Source organism: Nocardioides marinisabuli (assembly GCF_013466785.1).
In the GTDB taxonomy this organism is placed as follows: Bacteria; Actinomycetota; Actinomycetes; order Propionibacteriales; family Nocardioidaceae; genus Nocardioides; species Nocardioides marinisabuli.
Window position 1 is genome coordinate 48687 of sequence record NZ_CP059163.1, and the last position, 17122, is coordinate 65808.

Consider the following 17122-nt stretch of genomic DNA (forward strand, 5'->3'; position numbering starts at 1 on the left):
GCAACCTAGGCAGCGCGGACCGGCCCCCTCGGCGACCGGCACCGCCCTGTGCACGAGACCCCGCGAGGCCGTCCCTGTGCACGCCTCGTGGCCCGCCGCACGCCGACCCGGCCCGTTCGAACCGGCCGGCTCGCGGTCAGGGGTGGAGCGGGGCGACGCAGACGGCGATCATGCCGGGCCCGACGTGCGCGCCCAGGACCGCGCCGAGCTCGCCGCACCACAGCTCGCGCCCGCCGAGGTTGTCGGCGAGGCGCTCGCGCAGGTGGTCGGCGAGCGCACCGGCCCGCTCGGGGTTGGCCAGGTGGGCGACGTAGACGTCGACCTGTTCCTCCCCCGCGGCCTCCACGGCCAGCTCCTCCAGGCGCGCCAGGGCCCGGGCCGAGGTGCGCACCCGCTCGAGCGAGGCGACCCGGCGTCCTCGATGCGCAGCAGCGGCTTGACCGCCAGGGCCCCGCCGAGCAGCGCCGCGGCCGCTCCGATCCGCCCGCCCCGGCGCAGGTACTCCAGGGTGTCGACGTAGAACAGCGAGGCGGTCGCGGCGGCGCGGTCGCGAGCCGCCCGGGCCGCCTCCTCGGCCGTGCCCCCGGCGGCGCGACCCGAGCGGCGGCAAGGCGGCGTAGCCGGTGCCGATGCCGACCTGGCGGGTGTCGACGCAGGTCACCGGCAGCGGCGCCTCGCGGGCCGCGAGCTGCGCGGACTCAAAGGTGCCGCTCATCTCGCCCGACAGGTGCACCGAGACGACCGCCGACGCGCCCTCGGCGTGGGCGCGCTCGTAGGCCTCCAGCATCACCGCGGGCGAGGGCCGCGACGTCGAGACCGGCGTGTACTCGCGCAGCGCCTGCGCGACCCGGTCGGGGGTGGCGCCCTCGGCCCCCTCGTCGAGGACCTGCGCACCGATGACCACCTGCAGGGGCACCACGACGACACCGTGCTCCACCACCGCCTGCTCGGGCAGGCTGGCGGTGGAGTCGGTGACGACGACGACCGGGCCCGTGCCGGCGCTGGTCCCGGGGGTGGAGGTGCTCACGGGCACAGGGTCTCAGACGACGATGTTGACCAGCTTGGGCGCGCGCACGATGACCTTGCGCACGACGGCCCCGTCGAGGGCGCGCTGCACGTCGGCGTCGCCCATCGCCAGCTGCTCGAGGTCGGCCTCGGAGATCTCCGGGGAGACCTCGAGGCGCGCCTTGACCTTGCCCTTGACCTGCACGACCGCGGTGACGGTCTCCTGCACCAGCAGCGACTCGTCGACGACCGGCCAGCCCGCGCGGGCGACCGTGGGCTCGTGGCCCAGGCGCTCCCACATCTCCTCGGCGACGTACGGCGCCACCAGCGACAGCAGCACCGCGACGGCCTCCACGGCCTCGCGCACCGCGGGGTCGGCTCCGCCGGGGCCCGAGTCGATGGCCTTGCGGGTGGTGTTGACCAGCTCCATGGTGCGCGCGACCAGCACGTTGAAGCGCTGGGTCTCGACCAGCTCGGTGGCCTCGGCGACGGTGCGGTGGACGGCCTGGCGCAGCGCGGTGTCGCCGCCCTCCGGCGCGGTGCCGGGCTCGCTGGTGACGTCGCCGGAGAGCCGCCAGGCGCGCTGCAGGAACTTCAGCGAGCCGCCGGGCGACATGTCGGCCCAGTCGATGTCGGCCTCGGGCGGGCCGGCGAAGACCATGGTCAGCCGGATCGCGTCGACGCCGAAGGCGTCGATCATCTCGCCCAGGTCGACGCCGTTGCCCAGCGACTTCGACATGCCGCGGCCCTCGTTGATGACCTCGCCCTGGTTGAGCAGGGCACTGAAGGGCTCGGTGAAGTCGATCATGCCCATGTCGTGCAGCACCTTGGTGAAGAAGCGGCTGTAGAGCAGGTGCAGGATCGCGTGCTCGACGCCGCCGACGTACTGCGCGGCCGGCATCCAGTCGCGCACCGCCTGCGGGTCGAAGGGCCCGTCGGTGAACTGCGGGGAGCAGTAGCGGAAGAAGTACCACGACGAGTCGACGAAGGTGTCCATCGTGTCGCTGTCGCGCTTGGCGTCGGCGCCGCAGGTCGGGCAGGCGACGTTGACCCAGTCCTCGGCCGCGGCCAGCGGCGAGACGCCCTTGGGCTTGAGGTCGGAGCCCTTGAGGTCGGGCAGCTCGACGGGCAGCTGGTCCTCGGGGACGGGCACCTCGCCGCACCGCTCGCAGTGGATGATCGGGATCGGGGCGCCCCAGTAGCGCTGGCGGCTCAGCAGCCAGTCGCGCAGGCGGAAGTTGACGGTGCCGGTGCCGGTGCCGCGCTCCTCGAGCTGCTCGATGATCCGCGCGATCCCGGCGGTTTTGTCACCCAGCCCGTCGAGCGGGCCGCTGTTGACGTAGGTGCCGTCGCCGGTGGTGGCCTCGTAGGTCTCCTCCGGGTTCGGCTCGCCGGTGTCGACGACGCGGCGCACCGGCAGCCCGAACTCCTTCGCGAAGTCGAGGTCGCGCTGGTCGTGCGCCGGCACCGCCATGATCGCGCCGGTGCCGTAGTCGGCCAGCACGTAGTCGGCCGCCCACACCGCGATCTGCTCGCCGGTGACCGGGTTGGTGGCGGTGACGCCCAGGTCGACGCCGGTCTTGGGCCGGTCGGTGGCCAGGCGGTCGATGTCGGAGGAGCGCCGCACCTCGTCGACGTACGCCGTCAGCGCCTCGGCGCGCTCGGGCGCGACGATCTCGGCGGCCAGCTTGGCGTCGGCGGCCACCACCATGAAGGTCGCGCCGTGCAGGGTGTCGGGGCGGGTGGTGAAGACCGTGACGGTGCGGGTCTCCCCCGAGGCCAGCGTGATCTCGAAGTCGACGTGCGCGCCCTCGGAGCGACCGATCCAGTTGCGCTGCATGGCCAGCACCTTGGAGGGCCAGGTGGCCTCCAGCGGCTCCATGTCGTCGAGCAGGCGCTGGGCGTAGTCGGTGATCTTGAAGTACCACTGCGACAGCTCGCGCTTGGTGACCACGGCGCCGCAGCGCTCGCAGGCACCGTTGACGACCTGCTCGTTGGCCAGCACGGTCTGGTCGTTGGGGCACCAGTTGACCGGCGAGAACTTGCGGTAGGCCAGCCCCCGCTCGCGGAACTTCAGGAACAGCCACTGGGTCCAGCGGTAGTACTCGGGGTCGGAGGTGTTGAGCCGGCGCGACCAGTCGAAGCTGATCGCGTAGCGCTTGAACGACTCGGCCTGGGTCTCGATGTTGGCGTAGGTGAAGACGGCCGGGTTCTCGTCGCGCTTGATCGCGGCGTTCTCGGCGGGCAGGCCGAAGGAGTCCCAGCCGATCGGGTTCAGCACGTCGTGGCCCTGCTGCCACCAGTAGCGCGCCACGACGTCGTGCAGCGCCATCACCTCGGCGTGACCCATGTGCAGGTCGCCGGAGGGGTAGGGGAACATCGTCAGCGCGTAGCGCTTCTCGGCGCCGGGCGCCGCGGAGCCGGCGCGGAACGGGTCGAGCTCGTCCCAGACCTTGCGCCACTTGTCCTGCACCGCGACGACGTCGTACGTCGCCGCCTCGGGGGCGCCGTCGTCGTTCCGGTCGGTGGGTCGCTCGCTCATCTGGGTCTCTCTTCACGTCTGGTGGCCGGCGTGTGGGCCGCCGCTGATCCGGGCACAAAAAAACCCCTCGGGGCGAGGGGCAGCCGCGTCGAGGTCGTCGACGCGGCTAGGCAAGGAGCAGGGCGTGCTGCATGCGCCCAGTCTAGCGCCCGCGCGCCGCCACGGAGCAATGGTCACCCTCCCCCGGACGACCGAGCACTCGAGCCATCGACTTGGACGGGCCGCCGACTTAACCGAGCGGTCTCACCGAAGTCGTTGACATGACGGTCATCACATCCCTAACGTCGTCCGGATTGCGGCACCCGTTCCGCAATCCGGAACAAGGAGATCAACATGGCAGTGTTCGCACACCCCCGCCGGCTCGTCGTGGCGACTGTCGCCGGCCTGGCCCTGACCAGCGCTCTCGGCGCGTGCAGCAGCGCTGACGGCGACGACGCCGGCAGCGACGGCGCGACCAAGATCGGCCTGATCGCCGCCGAGCAGGGGCCCTTCGCCTTCGCCGGCACGTCCTACCTCAAGGGCGCCGAGCTGGCCGCCGAGCAGCTGCAGGAGGACGGCGTCGAGATCGAGCTCGTCGTCGAGGAAGGCTCCGAGGACCCGGCCAAGAGCATCACGGCCTTCAACAAGCTCGTCGGTCAGGAGGACGTCGCCGAGGTCGTGTGCTGCATCAGCAGCGCGGTCGCCGGTGCCATGAAGCCGCTGGCGACCCAGCGCGAGGTGCCCCTCGTCGTGTACGGCGCCACCACCCCCGGTCTCGAGGACCCGCCGTACGTCTACCGCCCCGCGCTGCTGCCGCAGCAGGGCATCGCCCCCGTCGCCACCGAGCTCGCGGAGGCCCTCGAGCCCGCCAGCGCGGTGCACGTGACCGCGAGCGACAACGACGGTCTCGTGGCCCAGAGCCAGGCCGCCGCGGAGGCGCTGGGCGCCGCCGGCGTCAAGGACCTCGGCACCGTCAACACCCTGGTGGCCGACACCGACTTCAGCGGTGCCGTCACCGAGATCCTCTCCACCAAGGCCGAGATGGTCACCATCTACACCCTCGGCGAGGCCGCGGCCAACATCGTCAAGTCGCTGCGTGAGCGCGGCTACGACGGCGTCATCCTGGCCAACAACGCCATCGCCACCGGCCCCAACCTGGCCTCCTTCGGCAAGACGCTGGCCGACACCTACTACTCGGTGGAGTACTTCCCCACCTCCGAGCTCGAGATGGCCGCCGACTTCACCGAGGCATACGAGGCCACCTACGACGAGACCCCCGATCTGTTCAGCTCGCAGGGCTACACCGCGGTGATGTACGCCGCCGCCGGTGTCAGCGGGAGCGACGGCGACGTCGACGCCGAGTCGATCAGCGCCGCGCTGGGTGAGATCTCCACGTTCGACTCGGTGTGGGGCGAGCTGACCTTCGAGGACGGCCAGTCCAACAGCTCGAGCTTCCAGGTCGTGCAGATCGACGACAGCGGCGCCCCGCAACTCTGGTCGAACGACTGAGCGAGCGCAGCCACTGACGATGACCCCCACCACCACCCCACCACACGAAAGGCGGCGCTGAGATGGATGTGCTGCTGCAACAGCTGGTGAACGGCCTGGCCCTCGGCTCGGTCTACGCCATGTTCGGGCTGGGCTTCGGGCTGATGCTCGCGACCCTGGGCGTCCTGAACGCCGCCCACGGCACCTTCGCCACCTGGGGAGCGCTGATCGCGCTCTATCTGCTCAACGACGCCGGTCTCGGCTTCTGGACCAGCGCCCTGCTCGGCGTGCTGGCCAGCGGCCTCCTGGCGGTGCTGGTCGACCTCATCGCCTTCCAGCCGATCCGCCGCCGCGGCGGCGACCTGCTGCCGGCCCTGATCACCAGCATCGGCGTGTGGATCTTCCTGCTGGCCGCCGCTCGCATGGTCACCGACGCGAAGACCTCGCGCTTCGACCCCGAGCGCTCCCCCAGCGGCACCTTCGAGGTGCTCGGGCTCACCCTGGCCCGCACGCAGCTCGTCGGGATGCTGGCGGTCGTGGTGGTGGGGGTGGGTCTCTACACCCTGCTGCACCGCACCCGCACCGGCGCGGCGATGCGCGCCGTCGGGTTCTCCCCGATGGCGGCCGCGCTCAGCGGCGTCGACGCCCGCCGGGTCGTGGCGATCACCGCCTTCCTCTCCGGTGCTGTGGCCGCGGTCGCGGGCATCACGATGGGACTCAACACCAGCACCATCAACTTCGTCCTGGGCGAAGGCCTGCTCCTCAAGGGCTTCGCCGCGGTGATCATCGGCGGCTTCGGTGACGTGCGCGGCACTGTGCTGGGCGGACTGTTCCTCGGGGTCGCCGAGGTGCTCACCGGCCAGTACGTCTCCGGCAGCGCGCGGGACGCGGTGACCTTCGGTCTCCTCCTCGGGTTCCTGGTCTTCCGGCCCAACGGGATCTTCGGCAGCGCCGCGACCCTGGCGAAGGTGAGGGCCTGATGAGCAGCCTGTGGGAGCAGTACCGCAGCGTCGTCGAGTTCGCCTTCGCCAACGCGATCTTCGGGCTCAGCACCTGGATCGCGATGTGGGCGGGCGTCTTCAGCCTGGCCGGCGCCTCGTTCGGCGCGGTGGGCGGCTTCACCGCCGCCCACCTCGACCTCACCTACGGCTCCGGCCCGGCGGTGCAGCTGCTGGCCGGCGCGGTCGGTGGCCTCCTGGCCGCCGCCGTGCTCTCCGTGCTGCTGCTCAAGCTGGAGAGCCACTGGATGGCGATGGCCACCATCGCCCTCATCCTGATCACCCGGGTCGTCGTGCTCTCCGCGGAGGGCCTGACCGGGGGCAGCGTCGGTACCGGCCTGTTCCGCCGGGTCGACCTGATCACGATCGTCGTGCTGGTCGCGGTGATCTGCTTCGCGCTGGCCCGGCTGCGGCACTCGAAGTTCGGACTGGCCGCGCACGCCGTCCGCGAGGACGCGGCGGTCGCCGCCGCACTCGGGATCAATCCGTTCACGATCCGCGCCACCGCCTTCGCCGCCAGCGGCATGGTCGCCGGCGTGGGTGGCGTGGTGCTGGCCAACCTGTTGCAGTACATCGGTCCGGACACCTTCTACATCACGCTGGCCTTCACCATGGCCGCCGCGATGGTGCTCGGTGGGACCTACCACTGGGCGGGTCCCTTGGTCGGGGCGATCGTGTTCGTCGGGCTGCCAGAGGTCGTGCGCAGCTACATCGGCGACATCGACGAGCTGATCACCGGAGCGCTGCTCGTCGTGATCATGGTCTGGCTGCCCCGCGGTCTCGTCGACCCGCAGCGTCGACTGCCGCGGCGCCGGCGTCGCGGCTCCCAGCACACCCCCGTCATCGAGCCGACGTTGCAGGAGGCCGCCCGATGAGCGCCAGGACCCTCGGCAGCACGCTGCTGCACCTCCAGGACGTCGCCAAGCACTTCGGCGGGGTCAAGGCCGTTGACGGCGTCACCCTGAGCGTGCCCACCGGCACCGTGATGGGCCTGATGGGCCCCAACGGCGCGGGCAAGACCAGCCTGCTCAACCTGATCACCGGCTTCTACAGTCCCGACCAGGGCTCCATCGTCTTCGAGGACGCCGAGATCGCGGGCCACAGCGCGCACGCCATCAGCCGGCAGGGCATCACCCGGACCTACCAGAACGTCCGGCTGCTCAGCGGCTTCAGCGTGCTCGACCAGGTCGTCACCGGCATGTACGCCGATCGCAGGGCGTGGTCGCTGGGCAGCCTGCTGTTCTCCCCGCGGGAGCGGCGCGAGCGGCGCGAGTGCGAGGAGCGCGCCGCCGCGCTGCTCGACCGGGTCGGTGTGACCGAACGGCGCGAGCTGGCCGACGAGCTGCCCTACGGCACCCAGCGTCGGGTCGAGATCGCGCGGGCCCTGGCCACCGGGCCCCGCCTGATCCTGCTCGACGAGCCCACGGCCGGCATGAACGCCGAGGAGTCGACGCAGATCGGCGAGCTCGTGCGTTCGGTGCGCGACGACGGAGTCACGGTGATGCTCATCGAGCACAACATGCGCCTGATCCTCGACTACTGCGACGCCGCCTACGTCATGAGCTTCGGCACGGTGCTCGCGCACGGCACGCCCCGTGAGTGCGTGGACGACCCCCCGTGTCCAGGAGGCCTACTTCGGAAAGGAAGCCGATGCTTCAGACATCCCGGCTCTGCGCGAGCTATAGAGCGATCCAGGCGGTCCGCGACGTCAGCATCGAGGTGCCCGACGGCAGCCTCGTCGCGGTGCTCGGCGCCAACGGTGCCGGCAAGTCCACCCTGGTGCGCTCCATCGCCGGGGTGCACCGCCAGAAGACGGGGACGGTACTGCTGGACGGCACCCCCATCCAGTCGATGCCGCTGCACAAGATCACCCGGCTCGGCGTGGCCCTGGTGCCCGAGGGCCGCCACGTCGTCGCCCCGCTCACCGTCGCGGAGAACCTGGCGCTGAGCAGCTACGCCGGCCGTTCGGACCAGGCGCTGGAGGACCGGGTCTACGACCTGTTCCCCCGCCTGGCCGAGCGACGCGACCAGGCCGCGGGCCTGATGAGCGGTGGCGAGCAGCAGATGCTCGCGATGGGGCGCGCCCTGATGACCCGACCCCGGGTGCTGCTGCTCGACGAGCCGTCGATGGGGCTGGCCCCCTCGATCATCTCGGTGATCTACGAAGCCATCGCCGCCCTGCACGCCGAGGGCCAGAGCATCCTGCTGATCGAGCAGGACGCGACCCGGGCGCTGGCGGTCGCCGACCACGCCTACCTTCTCCAGCGCGGAGAGGTGCGCATGGCCGGCACCCCGGCCGAGCTCGCCCAGAGCGACGACATCAAGAAGGCCTACCTCGGATGAGCGCGCAGAACCCGCCCGTGGCGATCGGTGAGGGGGTCGACCGCCGCAATGTGGTCGCCTCGGTGCTGAAGGCGTGCTCGGTCGTGGAGGCCCTGGCCGGCGGCGCCTCGGAGTACTCTGTCGCCGAGGTAGCCGAAGCGACCGGCCTCGGCAAGACCACCGTGCACCGGTTGCTGGCCACGCTGGTGCTCTCCGGCTGGGTCGAGCGCGGACCGCGCGACGGCTACCGGCTGAGCATCAGCATGCTGCGCCTCTCCCACGCCGCCCAGCGCAACTTCAGCATCCGCGACCAGGCCCTGCCGCACCTGCGTGACCTGGCGGGGCGCTTCGGCGACACCGCGTTCTTGATGGTGCCGACCGACGACGGCGCGGTCATCGTCGAGATGGTCGAGGGCAACAGCCCGTTGAAGGTCAACACCGTCTCCGTCGGCACCGTGCTGCCCTACCACGTCGGTGGCGGCGCGACGGTGATGGCCGCTTTCGTCGACGAGCTGCACCAGCGCGCCTTGAGCGCGCCCCGCCGGCGCTTCACCCAGCGCACGGAGACGTCGGTGGAGGCACTCGAGGCACGCTTCGAACGGATCCGTCGCGACGGCTACGTCGTTGCTGCCGAGGACCTCAACAACGGCGTCGCCGTGGTCAGCGCCCCCGTCTTCGACCGGGGCGGCGAGCTGATCTGCACCCTCAGCCTCGGCGGTGCCGCCGCCGGCTTCGCCGGGGCGCGTCTCGACGAGGTCGTCTCGGCCATCGTCAACGCCTGCGCAGGTCTCTCCTCGCGCCTGGGCGCACCCGCCTCGCTCGTCTCAGACCTGTGGCCCGACGCCACCCATACCGACAGACAGGACTCCCATGAATGACTTCCGCCAGCAGCTCGCCGAGGACCTCGTCTTCGCGCCGGGCGTCTGGGACGGGCTGACCGCACGGCTGGCCGAGCAGGCCGGCTTCCGGGCGCTGTGCGCCAGCGGCTTCGCCATCTCGGCGAGCCTGGGCCTCCCCGACGCCGAGCTCTACTCCATGAGCGAGAACCTCGACGCCGTGCGCCGCATCCGTGGCGCCTCGCGCCTGCCTGTGGTCGCCGACATCGACACCGGGTACGGCAACGCCGTCAACGCGGCGCGCACCGCGCGGATGTTCGCCGATGCCGGGGTCTCCGCGGTGTTCATGGAGGACCAGATGGCGCCCAAGCGGTGCCCCATCTGCGTCACAGACGCCCCGGACCTCCTGCCGATGGGCGAGGCCGCCGGCAAGATCCGGGCGGTGCGCGACGAGGTCGGCGACCAGCTGGTCCTGATCGGTCGAACCGACGGGATCGGCGACGACGCCATCCGTCGGGCGGTCGCCTACGTCGAGGCCGGCGCCGAGATGATCATGCCGATCTCGCGGGGCTTCCCGGACGCCGAGTCGTGGGCCCGCCTGCGCCGCGAGTGCGGGGTCCCACTCATGTGCAGCCAGACCGCCTGGACCTGGGTCGCCGAGCAGTTCACGCCCGAGGTGATGCGCGAGATCGGGATCGGCCTGGCCCTGCTGCCCACCCAGATCCTCCTCGCGGCCACGACCGCCATGCAGGACTCGCTGCGCGCCCTGGCCGCCGGCACCCAGCCCTCGCAGGTCAGCGCCGACTACATGGAGCACCGCGAGTTCCTCGAGGTCATCGGCTTCGACGAGGTCATCAGCCGCCAGGAGAAGTACATGCCCGCCACCCTGCAGGAGGACTGAGCCATGGGCCAGACCATCACCCAGAAGATCCTCGCCCGGGTCGCCGAGCGCGAGCACGTCGGACCCGGCGAGAACCACGCCGTGCGACCCGACTACATGATCGCCTACGACTTCCCCGGCTACACCGACCGGTTCTTCCGCCAGATGGAGGAGGACTTCGGGATGACGCAGGTGGCCGAGCCGGACCGCTACGTGCTGTTCGTCGACCACATGCTCACCAACAACGACGCCCGCGAGGCGGAGGTGCACAAGGTCACCCGCGACTGGGCGCACAAGAACGGTGTGCACTTCCACGAGAACGAGGGCATCGGGCACCAGGTCGCCGCCGAGCTCGGGTACGCCCGGCCCGGCACCTTCCTCATCCACTTCGACGGCCACATCTCCAGCCTCGGCGCCTTCGGTGCCCTGGGCATGGGCGTGCGCCGCGACCTGCTCGAGGGCTGGGTCACCGGCGGCATCCACCTCGACGTGCCGGCCAGCACCCGCTTCCACCTCACCGGCGGCTTCGCGCCGGGTGTGGAGAGCCGCGACCTGATCCACCAGATCATCTCCGACATCGGCGCCGACGGCGTCGCCTTCCAGGTGATGGAGTACACCGGTCCCGGGGCGGAGTCGATGCCGCTGGGCCACCGCCAGTCGCTGTGCGGCATGGCGATGTTCGCCGGCGGGGTGTCGGCGATCTTCAACCCCGACGAGATGAGCCTGGAGTACAGCCGCGGGGTCACCGACCGCGACCTCGGGCCGCTCTACAGCGACCCCGACGCCGTCTACACTGCGCGCCACGACTACGACCTCGACCAGCTGAGCCCGCAGGTGGTGCTGCCGGGCTCCGCGCGCTCCTCGCACACCGTGCCGGTCGGCGACGTCGCCGGGCAGAGCATCAACCGGGCGTTCATCGGCTCCTGCGCGAGCGGGCGCATCGAGGACATCCGCGCGGCGGCAGAGATCCTGGAGGGCAAGAAGGTCGCGTCGGGCATCGAGCTCAACGTCGTCCCGACCTCGAAGCGGATCTACGACCAGGCCGAGTCGGAGGGCCTGCTCACCGTGCTCCGCGACGCCGGCGCCCAGGTCGTCGACTCCTCCTGCGACTTCTGCTTCGGCTACGCCAAGCCGCTGGCGGCCGGGGAGTCCTGCGTGTCCACCGGGGTGCTCAACATCTCCGGACGGATGGGCAGCCCCGACTCCGAGATCTACATGGGCTCGGCCTCGACCGTGGCCGCCAGCGCCCTGGCCGGCCGGCTCACCGACCCGCGGGAGGCAGTGCAGTGACCACCGGGACGACCACGACGTCCGGCACCCCGAGCAGCTCCGGCTCGGCCCTGCCGGACGTGATGACCGGGCGCGTCGCCTGGATCTTCGGCGACGACTTCGACATCGACCTGATGATCGGCGTCGCGAACATCAAGTACACCGACCCCGAGAAGCTGCACGCGGTGTGCATGAAGGCCTATGAGGAGGACTTCACCGACCACGTCCGAGCCGGTGACTGGCTCGTCGGCGGGCGCAACTTCGGGTACGGCCACCCGCACTACGTCGCGATGACCGCGATGCGCAACGAGGGCATCGTCGGGGTGCTGGCCGAGTCCTTCTCCCCCGGCTTCTGGCGCGGGGAGATCTCCAACGGCATGCCGCTGCTCAGCGTCCCGGGCATCTCGACCGCCGTGGAGCGCTGGGACGACCTCGAGGTCGACTGGCGCGCCGCGACCGTGCGGGTGCCGGGCAAGGACCTCGTGCTGCAGGGCGAGGTCCTCAACGAGCGCTACCTGACGATGCTCGCCGCCGGCGGCCGCTACCAGCTGCTGCTCGAGGAGCACCGGCAGCGCACCCGCTAGGTCCGGGCGCCACCGCCGGGCACGGCCGGGGGACCCGGACCGCAGGACCGGCCTGGTGGCCTTGACAGCACGCGGCGCCCGGTCTTCCCGGGCGCCGCGGCGTGTAGAGGTCGAGCCGGGGCTCAGCGGTCCCGGAAGGCGACGACGACCGAGGGCCGCGGGAAGTCGTCGCTGTGCGGCCAGGTGGAGGCCTGCTTCTCGAAGGTGGCCCCGTCGACCTCGCCCGGGTGCTGCACGGCGACCCACAGCGAGCGGTTGTCGTCGGTGACGAGCGGCCCGCAGGCCTCCGCACCCCGCGGCACCGTCAGGAACTGGGTCACCCGGCCGCGCTCGGCGCCGGCGACCGGCACCCGGAAGACGCCGTCGTTGGAGCCCAGCGCGTTGCCGTCGGTGGAGATCCACAGGTTGCCGCGGTCGTCGAAGGCCACGTTGTCGGGGCAGGAGATCGGGCTGACCTGCGACTTGTCGAAGCCCGCGAAGTAGCTCTCGGGCGCCTCCGGGTCGCCGCAGACCAGCATCAGGTCCCAGGTGAAGGCGAGGGCCGCGTGGTCACCGCCGGCGGGGGTCAGCTCGAGCACGTAGCCGTTGCGGTTGCCGGAGGCCTGGGTGAGCGGGGCCCCGATCGAGGAGCGCACCATCGAGGAGGTCAGCGGGTTCGCCTCGTCGGGCGGGAAGGTGCTGCCGCGCTGGGAGTTGTTGGTCAGCGCGACGTAGACCCGGCCGTTGACGGGGTTGGGCTCGACGTCCTCGGGCCGGTCCATGCGGGTGGGCGCGACCTGGTCGGCGGCCAGGCGGGTCCACAGCAGCACGTCGGCGACGCTCATGCCGGGCACGAACGAGGTGGTCTCGTCGCAGAGCGGGATCCACTCGCCGGTGCCGTCGTGCTGCCCGTCCTCGGTGCCGTCGCCGACGAGCTTGGCCACGGACAGGGTGCCGGCGGTGAGCAGCGTCTTGTTGTGTCGGCGCGCCTTCGCCGAGGGCCCCTTCCGCATCGCGTCGCGGGAGACGAACCGGTAGAGGTAGTCGCCGCGCTCGTCGTCGCCCATGTAGGCCACCACGTGCCCGTCGTCGGTGAGCGCGACGTTGGCGCCCTCGTGCTTGAAGCGGCCCAGCATCGTGTGCTTGACCGGCGCCTCGTCGGGCTCGTAGGGGTCGAGCTCGACGATCCACCCGAAGCGGTGCGGCTCGTGCGGGTCGGCGGCGAGGTCGAAGCGGTCGTCGACGGCGCTCCAGCCGCGCCCCGACCCGGTGATCCCGTAGCGGGCGTAGGCCTCGGTGTAGCGCGGGTCGAGGCTCTGGCCCTCGGGCAGGTCGAAGTACTGGTTGAAGTTCTCCTCGCCCGACAGCACGGTGCCCCACGGGGTGTGGCCGCCGGCGCAGTTGTTCAGCGTGCCGAGCACGGTGGTGCCGCTCGGGTCGGCGCTGGTGCGCAGCCGCTCGTCGCCGGCCGCGGGACCGGTCAGCGTGAACGGGGTGTCGATGTGGACCCGGCGGTTGTAGCGGGCCTTCTTGAGGCTCTTGACCCGGCGCCAGGAGCCGGCGCGCGAGCCGCGGCGGATCTCGACGACCGACATGCCGTGGTTGGCCATCGCGATCGCGGCGACCTCGGTGTCGCTGTAGAGGCCCGTGGGGAACATCAGGGCCTCGTCGGTGTACTCGTGGTTGACCACGAGCAGCGAGCGGTCCTTGCGGTCGCGCTTGGCGTCGCGCAGCGGCAGCACGCCCACGTAGTCGCAGTTGTAGCCGAACTGCTGCTTGGCAGCCTCGGGGGTCTGGCGGCGCACGTCGAAGGCGGGGGCGCCGGCCACGACGCCGTCGCCCCAGCGGATCACCACGTCGTGGGCGAAGCCCGAGGGGGTCACGACCGCGTCGCGCTTGTTCGGCGGCACGGGGGTGAACGCGGCGCGGGCCAGGTCGCCGGAGACCGGGCGGCCCGCGGCGGCGGGCCCGGCGGGCTCGGCGGCGGCCGGGGCCACCGCCACGGCGGCGAGGGTGCCGCCGAGCACCATCACGCCACCGCCGGCGACCGCGCCGCGCAGCACGGCGCGACGGGCGACGGCCTTGGTGATCTCGTCCTGCACGTGCCCGTGGCCGGTGCGGTTGGGCTCGGGGTGGTCGCAGGCGTTGCCGCAGCGGTACTGGCAGGTCATGAAGCTCCGGCCGCCGTGGCGCAGGCCGGTGGGGGCGAGCGGCAGCAGCGTCCGGGCGCCCGGGGAGGTGGCCGGGGAGGCGCCCGGGGAGACGGCGGGGCGGGCGGGGGTGCAGGTCATGGCGGGTGGCTCCTGGGTCGTGGGGGTCCTACGCGCCAGCGAACCTAGGGACGCTGCGGGAGCCCGCCGCGACGGTGCGGTGACGCGTCGCCGTCGGCCGGGTGAACGCCGGGTGCCGGGCCGCGGCGCGCCGCGCCGGGTGGGCGCCCGGTCCAGCGGCGGTGGGCGTGCACGAGCGCCGCGGGCTCGGCGTACCCCAGGCGCGCGGCGACCTCGGCGACCGGCAGGCCGGCGCGGAGCAGGTCGGCGCCCAGCGATCGGCGCACCTCCTCCAGCAGCGCGCGGTACGACGTGCCGCCGGCGGCGAGCTGGCGGCGCAGGGTCCGGTCGGTGCGGCCCAGCGCCGCGGCCACCACCGGCATCGGCGCCCCGTCGGCGAGCCGCTGGGTGATCAGCACCCGCACCTCCTGGGGCAGCCCGGTGGCGCTGCGCCGGTCGGCGGCCAGGTCGCGGCACACCGCCTCGGCGAGCTCGCGCCGGCGGGCGTCGCCACCGGCCAGCGGCCGGTCGAGCTCGGTGGCCGCGAAGCGCAGCACGGCCCGGTCGGGGCCGACCTCGAGGTGGGCGCCCACGCCACCGGGCACCAGCGAGTCGAGCACGGTGCGCACCGCCGTCGCGTCGCGGGCCACCAGGAAGGCGCGCACGTCGCGGGGCAGCGAGGAACCGTCGAGGAACGCCACGACCTCGTCGTCGACCAGCTCGACCCGCAGCACCACGAACGCGTAGCTGAGGTCGAAGAAACGCTGCGTCACGTCGGCCACGTCGAGCACGGTGCGGCTGGTCATCAGCGCGAAGCCCAGCGCGCCGAACGAGCCGACGTCGTACGACGCCCCGACGACCGCGCCGTCGTCGGGGACCCGGTGGCGCAGCGCCCGGACCACGCGCAGCTCCTGCGCCGCGGTCACCTCGCGCACCCCGCCGGGGCCCAGGTCGTCGAGGTGCAGGCCGGTGCCGACCAGCAGGGCGGCCGGGTCGAGGCCCCTGGCCCGCGCGTGCCGCAGCAGGTGGCGCACGCCGTCGGCCGAGCGGGGCACGTCCCAGCCGGCCAGCCGGTCGGGCGACGGCGAAGTCGACGACATGTCCGCGATTATCAAGTCTCTTGCGGCCGATGTCTCCCCCGCCCGCCTCGACCGACCTAGCGTCCAGGGCATGAGCCCGTCATCCTCCCCGGCCAGCCCGTCCCCCGCCCCCACCGCCCGGTCGCCGCGCGTCGTCGTGGTCGGCGCCGGCTTCGGGGGGCTGGGCGTCGTGCACGCCCTGCACGAGCAGGGCGTCACCGACGTGACCGTGCTCGAGCGGGCCGACGAGGTCGGCGGGGTGTGGCGCGAGAACACCTACCCCAACGCCGCCTGCGACGTGCCCTCGCCGCTCTACTCCTGGTCGTGGTCGCCCAACCTCGCCTGGGGCCGCCGCTACTCCCCGCAGCCGGAGATCCTCGGCTACATCCGGCGCACCGCTGCCGAGCACGGCCTGCTCGACGCGGTGGTCACCGGCACCACCGTCACCGGCGCGCGCCACGACGGCGAGGCCTGGCGGGTCTCGACCGAGGTCGCCGGCGCGGCGGGGCCGACGTACGACGCCGACGTGCTGGTGCTGGCCACCGGCCAGCTCTCCGAGCCGGTGGTGCCGGACCTCCCGGGCCGTGACGACTTCGCCGGGCCGGCCTTCCACTCCGCGCAGTGGCGCCACGACGTCGACCTGCGGGGCAAGCGGGTCGCGGTCGTGGGCACCGGCGCCAGCGCGATCCAGTTCGTGCCCGGCATCGCCGACGACGCCGCGGCGATCACGGTCTTCCAGCGCTCGGCGCCGTACGTCGTGCCCAAGCCCGACCAGGCCTACTCGAAGCGCCACCACGCACTCTTCCGGCGCCTGCCCGGCACCCTGGCCGCCGAGCGGCGCGCCGTCTTCTGGCTGACCGAGCAGCTCAACGGCGCCCTGGCAGGCGAGAGCCGGATGTCGAAGCCGCTGACCCGGGCGCTGGAGGCGGCCTGGCGCGCCCACCTGCGCCTCACCGTCAAGGACGCCGGCCTGCGCGCGCGGCTGGTGCCCGACTACCCGCTGGGCTGCAAGCGCCTGCTCTTCTCGAACCAGTGGTACCGCACCCTGGACCGCGACCACGTCGACGTCGTCACCGGCGCCGTCGAGCGCGTGGAGGCCGGCGGGGTGCGGACAGCCGACGGCACCCTGCACGAGGCCGACGTGCTGATCTGGGGCACCGGTTTCGCGGCCACCGACTTCCTGCGCGGCCTCGACGTCGTGGCCCCCGACGGGCGCAGCCTGGGCGAGGTGTGGGCCGACGGCGCCCGTGCCCACCTGGGCATGGGCGTGCCCGGGTTCCCGAACCTGTTCAGCATCTACGGGCCCAACACCAACCTCGGCGGCAGCTCGATCATCGCGATGATGGAGGCCCAGGCCGGGTACGTCGCGCAGGTCGCGCGCCGCCTGGCCGACGGCGGCGCCCGCGCGCTCGCGCCGCGCCCGGAGGTCTGGGAGGCCTTCGACGCCGAGATGCAGTCGCGCCTGGGCGACAGCGTGTGGGCGGGCTGCACCAGCTGGTACACCGACGGGCCGCGGATCACCACCAACTGGCCGGGCCTGGTGGCCGAGTACCAGCGCCGCACCGCCACCGTCGACTGGTCGGAGCTGGAGGAGGTCGGCTGACCGGCAGCCGAGCGGCCCGCGCACCCGCCGGTCGGGGTTGGTACGGTCCACCTGCCAGTCACGCCTCCCCCGGGAGGCTCAGGGAACCCGGTGCGACTCCGGGACTGACGCGCAGCGGTGTGGGTGACGGGCGGGACACGTGGCACCTCCGGGTGCCGCAGCCACTGGGCTCCGGCCCGGGAAGGCGTCCTGGCCCGGTCGAACCCGAGTCCGAAGACCTGCTGGCCCTCACGGCAGCCGCCGGGAGGTCACCCACGGGCTCCGCGCACGGGCCCCGACCTCGAAGGA

The 17122-nt window shown here is 72.5% G+C and carries 12 protein-coding genes, 3 pseudogenes and 1 riboswitch; of the genes and pseudogenes, 10 read left to right on the forward strand and 5 right to left on the reverse strand.

Annotated elements, in window-relative coordinates; all coding sequences use genetic code 11:
• Positions 1-136 precede the first annotated feature (136 nt).
• The 3 genes and pseudogenes from H0S66_RS20880 to leuS all read right to left on the reverse strand — a co-directional run.
• Positions 137-531: pseudogene (locus H0S66_RS20880) on the reverse strand (DegV family protein); the annotation flags it as partial.
• 136 nt (positions 532-667) lie between these two features.
• Positions 668-1033, reverse strand: a pseudogene (locus tag H0S66_RS20195) (DegV family protein); the annotation flags it as partial.
• 6 nt (positions 1034-1039) lie between these two features.
• Positions 1040-3547: a leucine--tRNA ligase gene (leuS, locus tag H0S66_RS00250; RefSeq protein ID WP_179616963.1), complete on the reverse strand. Its 2508-nt coding sequence runs from the start codon at positions 3545-3547 to the stop codon at positions 1040-1042.
• Positions 3548-3880: 333 nt separating this feature from the next.
• Here leuS and H0S66_RS00255 point away from each other — a divergent pair, with 333 nt between their 5' ends.
• The 9 genes and pseudogenes from H0S66_RS00255 to H0S66_RS00290 all read left to right on the forward strand — a co-directional run bounded on the left by H0S66_RS00255 (position 3881) and on the right by H0S66_RS00290 (position 11903).
• On the forward strand, positions 3881-5035 hold the full coding sequence (locus H0S66_RS00255) for an ABC transporter substrate-binding protein (RefSeq protein WP_179616964.1): 1155 nt from the start codon (positions 3881-3883) through the stop codon (positions 5033-5035).
• Positions 5036-5097: 62 nt separating this feature from the next.
• The gene (locus H0S66_RS00260) at positions 5098-5994 is read left to right on the forward strand and encodes a branched-chain amino acid ABC transporter permease (protein ID WP_179616965.1); all 897 of its coding nucleotides are present in this window, start codon (positions 5098-5100) and stop codon (positions 5992-5994) included.
• On the forward strand, positions 5994-6887 hold the full coding sequence (locus H0S66_RS00265) for a branched-chain amino acid ABC transporter permease (protein WP_179616966.1): 894 nt from the start codon (positions 5994-5996) through the stop codon (positions 6885-6887). The genes H0S66_RS00260 and H0S66_RS00265 overlap by 1 nt, the downstream gene beginning before the upstream one ends.
• Positions 6888-7006: 119 nt before the next feature.
• Positions 7007-7381 (forward strand): annotated as a pseudogene (locus H0S66_RS20200) (ATP-binding cassette domain-containing protein); the annotation flags it as partial.
• Positions 7382-7662: 281 nt separating this feature from the next.
• Entirely contained in the window at positions 7663-8355 is a 693-nt protein-coding gene (locus tag H0S66_RS00270; protein WP_179616968.1) for an ABC transporter ATP-binding protein, read from the forward strand.
• Positions 8352-9212, forward strand: coding sequence for an IclR family transcriptional regulator (locus tag H0S66_RS00275; protein ID WP_179616969.1), 861 nt, complete (start codon positions 8352-8354; stop codon positions 9210-9212). Before H0S66_RS00270 ends, H0S66_RS00275 begins: the two co-directional genes overlap by 4 nt.
• Positions 9205-10071, forward strand: coding sequence for an isocitrate lyase/PEP mutase family protein (locus H0S66_RS00280; protein WP_179616970.1), 867 nt, complete (start codon positions 9205-9207; stop codon positions 10069-10071). The genes H0S66_RS00275 and H0S66_RS00280 overlap by 8 nt, the downstream gene beginning before the upstream one ends.
• A gap of 3 nt (positions 10072-10074) precedes the next feature.
• Positions 10075-11340 (forward strand): 3-isopropylmalate dehydratase large subunit, encoded by a 1266-nt coding sequence (locus H0S66_RS00285; RefSeq protein ID WP_179616971.1) that lies wholly within the window; start codon positions 10075-10077, stop codon positions 11338-11340.
• A complete protein-coding gene (locus H0S66_RS00290; RefSeq protein WP_218876391.1) occupies positions 11337-11903 on the forward strand; it encodes a 3-isopropylmalate dehydratase small subunit in 567 nt (188 codons plus the stop codon). The genes H0S66_RS00285 and H0S66_RS00290 overlap by 4 nt, the downstream gene beginning before the upstream one ends.
• A gap of 122 nt (positions 11904-12025) precedes the next feature.
• Here the strand turns inward: H0S66_RS00290 and H0S66_RS00295 are convergent, their stop codons facing one another.
• Together H0S66_RS00295 and H0S66_RS00300 are read right to left on the reverse strand one after the other, a co-directional pair.
• On the reverse strand, positions 12026-14173 hold the full coding sequence (locus H0S66_RS00295; RefSeq protein ID WP_179616972.1) for a PhoX family protein: 2148 nt from the start codon (positions 14171-14173) through the stop codon (positions 12026-12028).
• Between the two features lie 44 nt (positions 14174-14217).
• Entirely contained in the window at positions 14218-15252 is a 1035-nt protein-coding gene (locus H0S66_RS00300) for an AraC family transcriptional regulator (RefSeq protein WP_179616973.1), read from the reverse strand.
• Positions 15253-15322: 70 nt separating this feature from the next.
• Here H0S66_RS00300 and H0S66_RS00305 point away from each other — a divergent pair, with 70 nt between their 5' ends.
• On the forward strand, positions 15323-16834 hold the full coding sequence (locus H0S66_RS00305) for a flavin-containing monooxygenase (protein WP_179616974.1): 1512 nt from the start codon (positions 15323-15325) through the stop codon (positions 16832-16834).
• Positions 16835-16914: 80 nt separating this feature from the next.
• Positions 16915-17054: riboswitch (cobalamin riboswitch) on the forward strand.
• The last annotated feature ends 68 nt before the right edge of the window (positions 17055-17122 follow it).

Bases quoted from the DNA above. Each gene is read 5' to 3' on its own strand.
- H0S66_RS00305 (WP_179616974.1), top strand. From the start codon at position 15,323: ATGAGCCCGTCATCCTCCCCGGCCAGCCCGTCCCCCGCCCCCACCGCC.
- H0S66_RS00280 (WP_179616970.1), top strand. From the start codon at position 9,205: ATGAATGACTTCCGCCAGCAGCTCGCCGAGGACCTCGTCTTCGCGCCG.
- leuS (WP_179616963.1), bottom strand. From the start codon at position 3,547: ATGAGCGAGCGACCCACCGACCGGAACGACGACGGCGCCCCCGAGGCG.
- H0S66_RS00265 (WP_179616966.1), top strand. From the start codon at position 5,994: ATGAGCAGCCTGTGGGAGCAGTACCGCAGCGTCGTCGAGTTCGCCTTC.
- H0S66_RS00260 (WP_179616965.1), top strand. From the start codon at position 5,098: ATGGATGTGCTGCTGCAACAGCTGGTGAACGGCCTGGCCCTCGGCTCG.
- H0S66_RS00300 (WP_179616973.1), bottom strand. From the start codon at position 15,252: ATGTCGTCGACTTCGCCGTCGCCCGACCGGCTGGCCGGCTGGGACGTG.
- H0S66_RS00270 (WP_179616968.1), top strand. From the start codon at position 7,663: ATGCTTCAGACATCCCGGCTCTGCGCGAGCTATAGAGCGATCCAGGCG.
- H0S66_RS00255 (WP_179616964.1), top strand. From the start codon at position 3,881: ATGGCAGTGTTCGCACACCCCCGCCGGCTCGTCGTGGCGACTGTCGCC.
- H0S66_RS00295 (WP_179616972.1), bottom strand. From the start codon at position 14,173: ATGACCTGCACCCCCGCCCGCCCCGCCGTCTCCCCGGGCGCCTCCCCG.
- H0S66_RS00285 (WP_179616971.1), top strand. From the start codon at position 10,075: ATGGGCCAGACCATCACCCAGAAGATCCTCGCCCGGGTCGCCGAGCGC.
- H0S66_RS00275 (WP_179616969.1), top strand. From the start codon at position 8,352: ATGAGCGCGCAGAACCCGCCCGTGGCGATCGGTGAGGGGGTCGACCGC.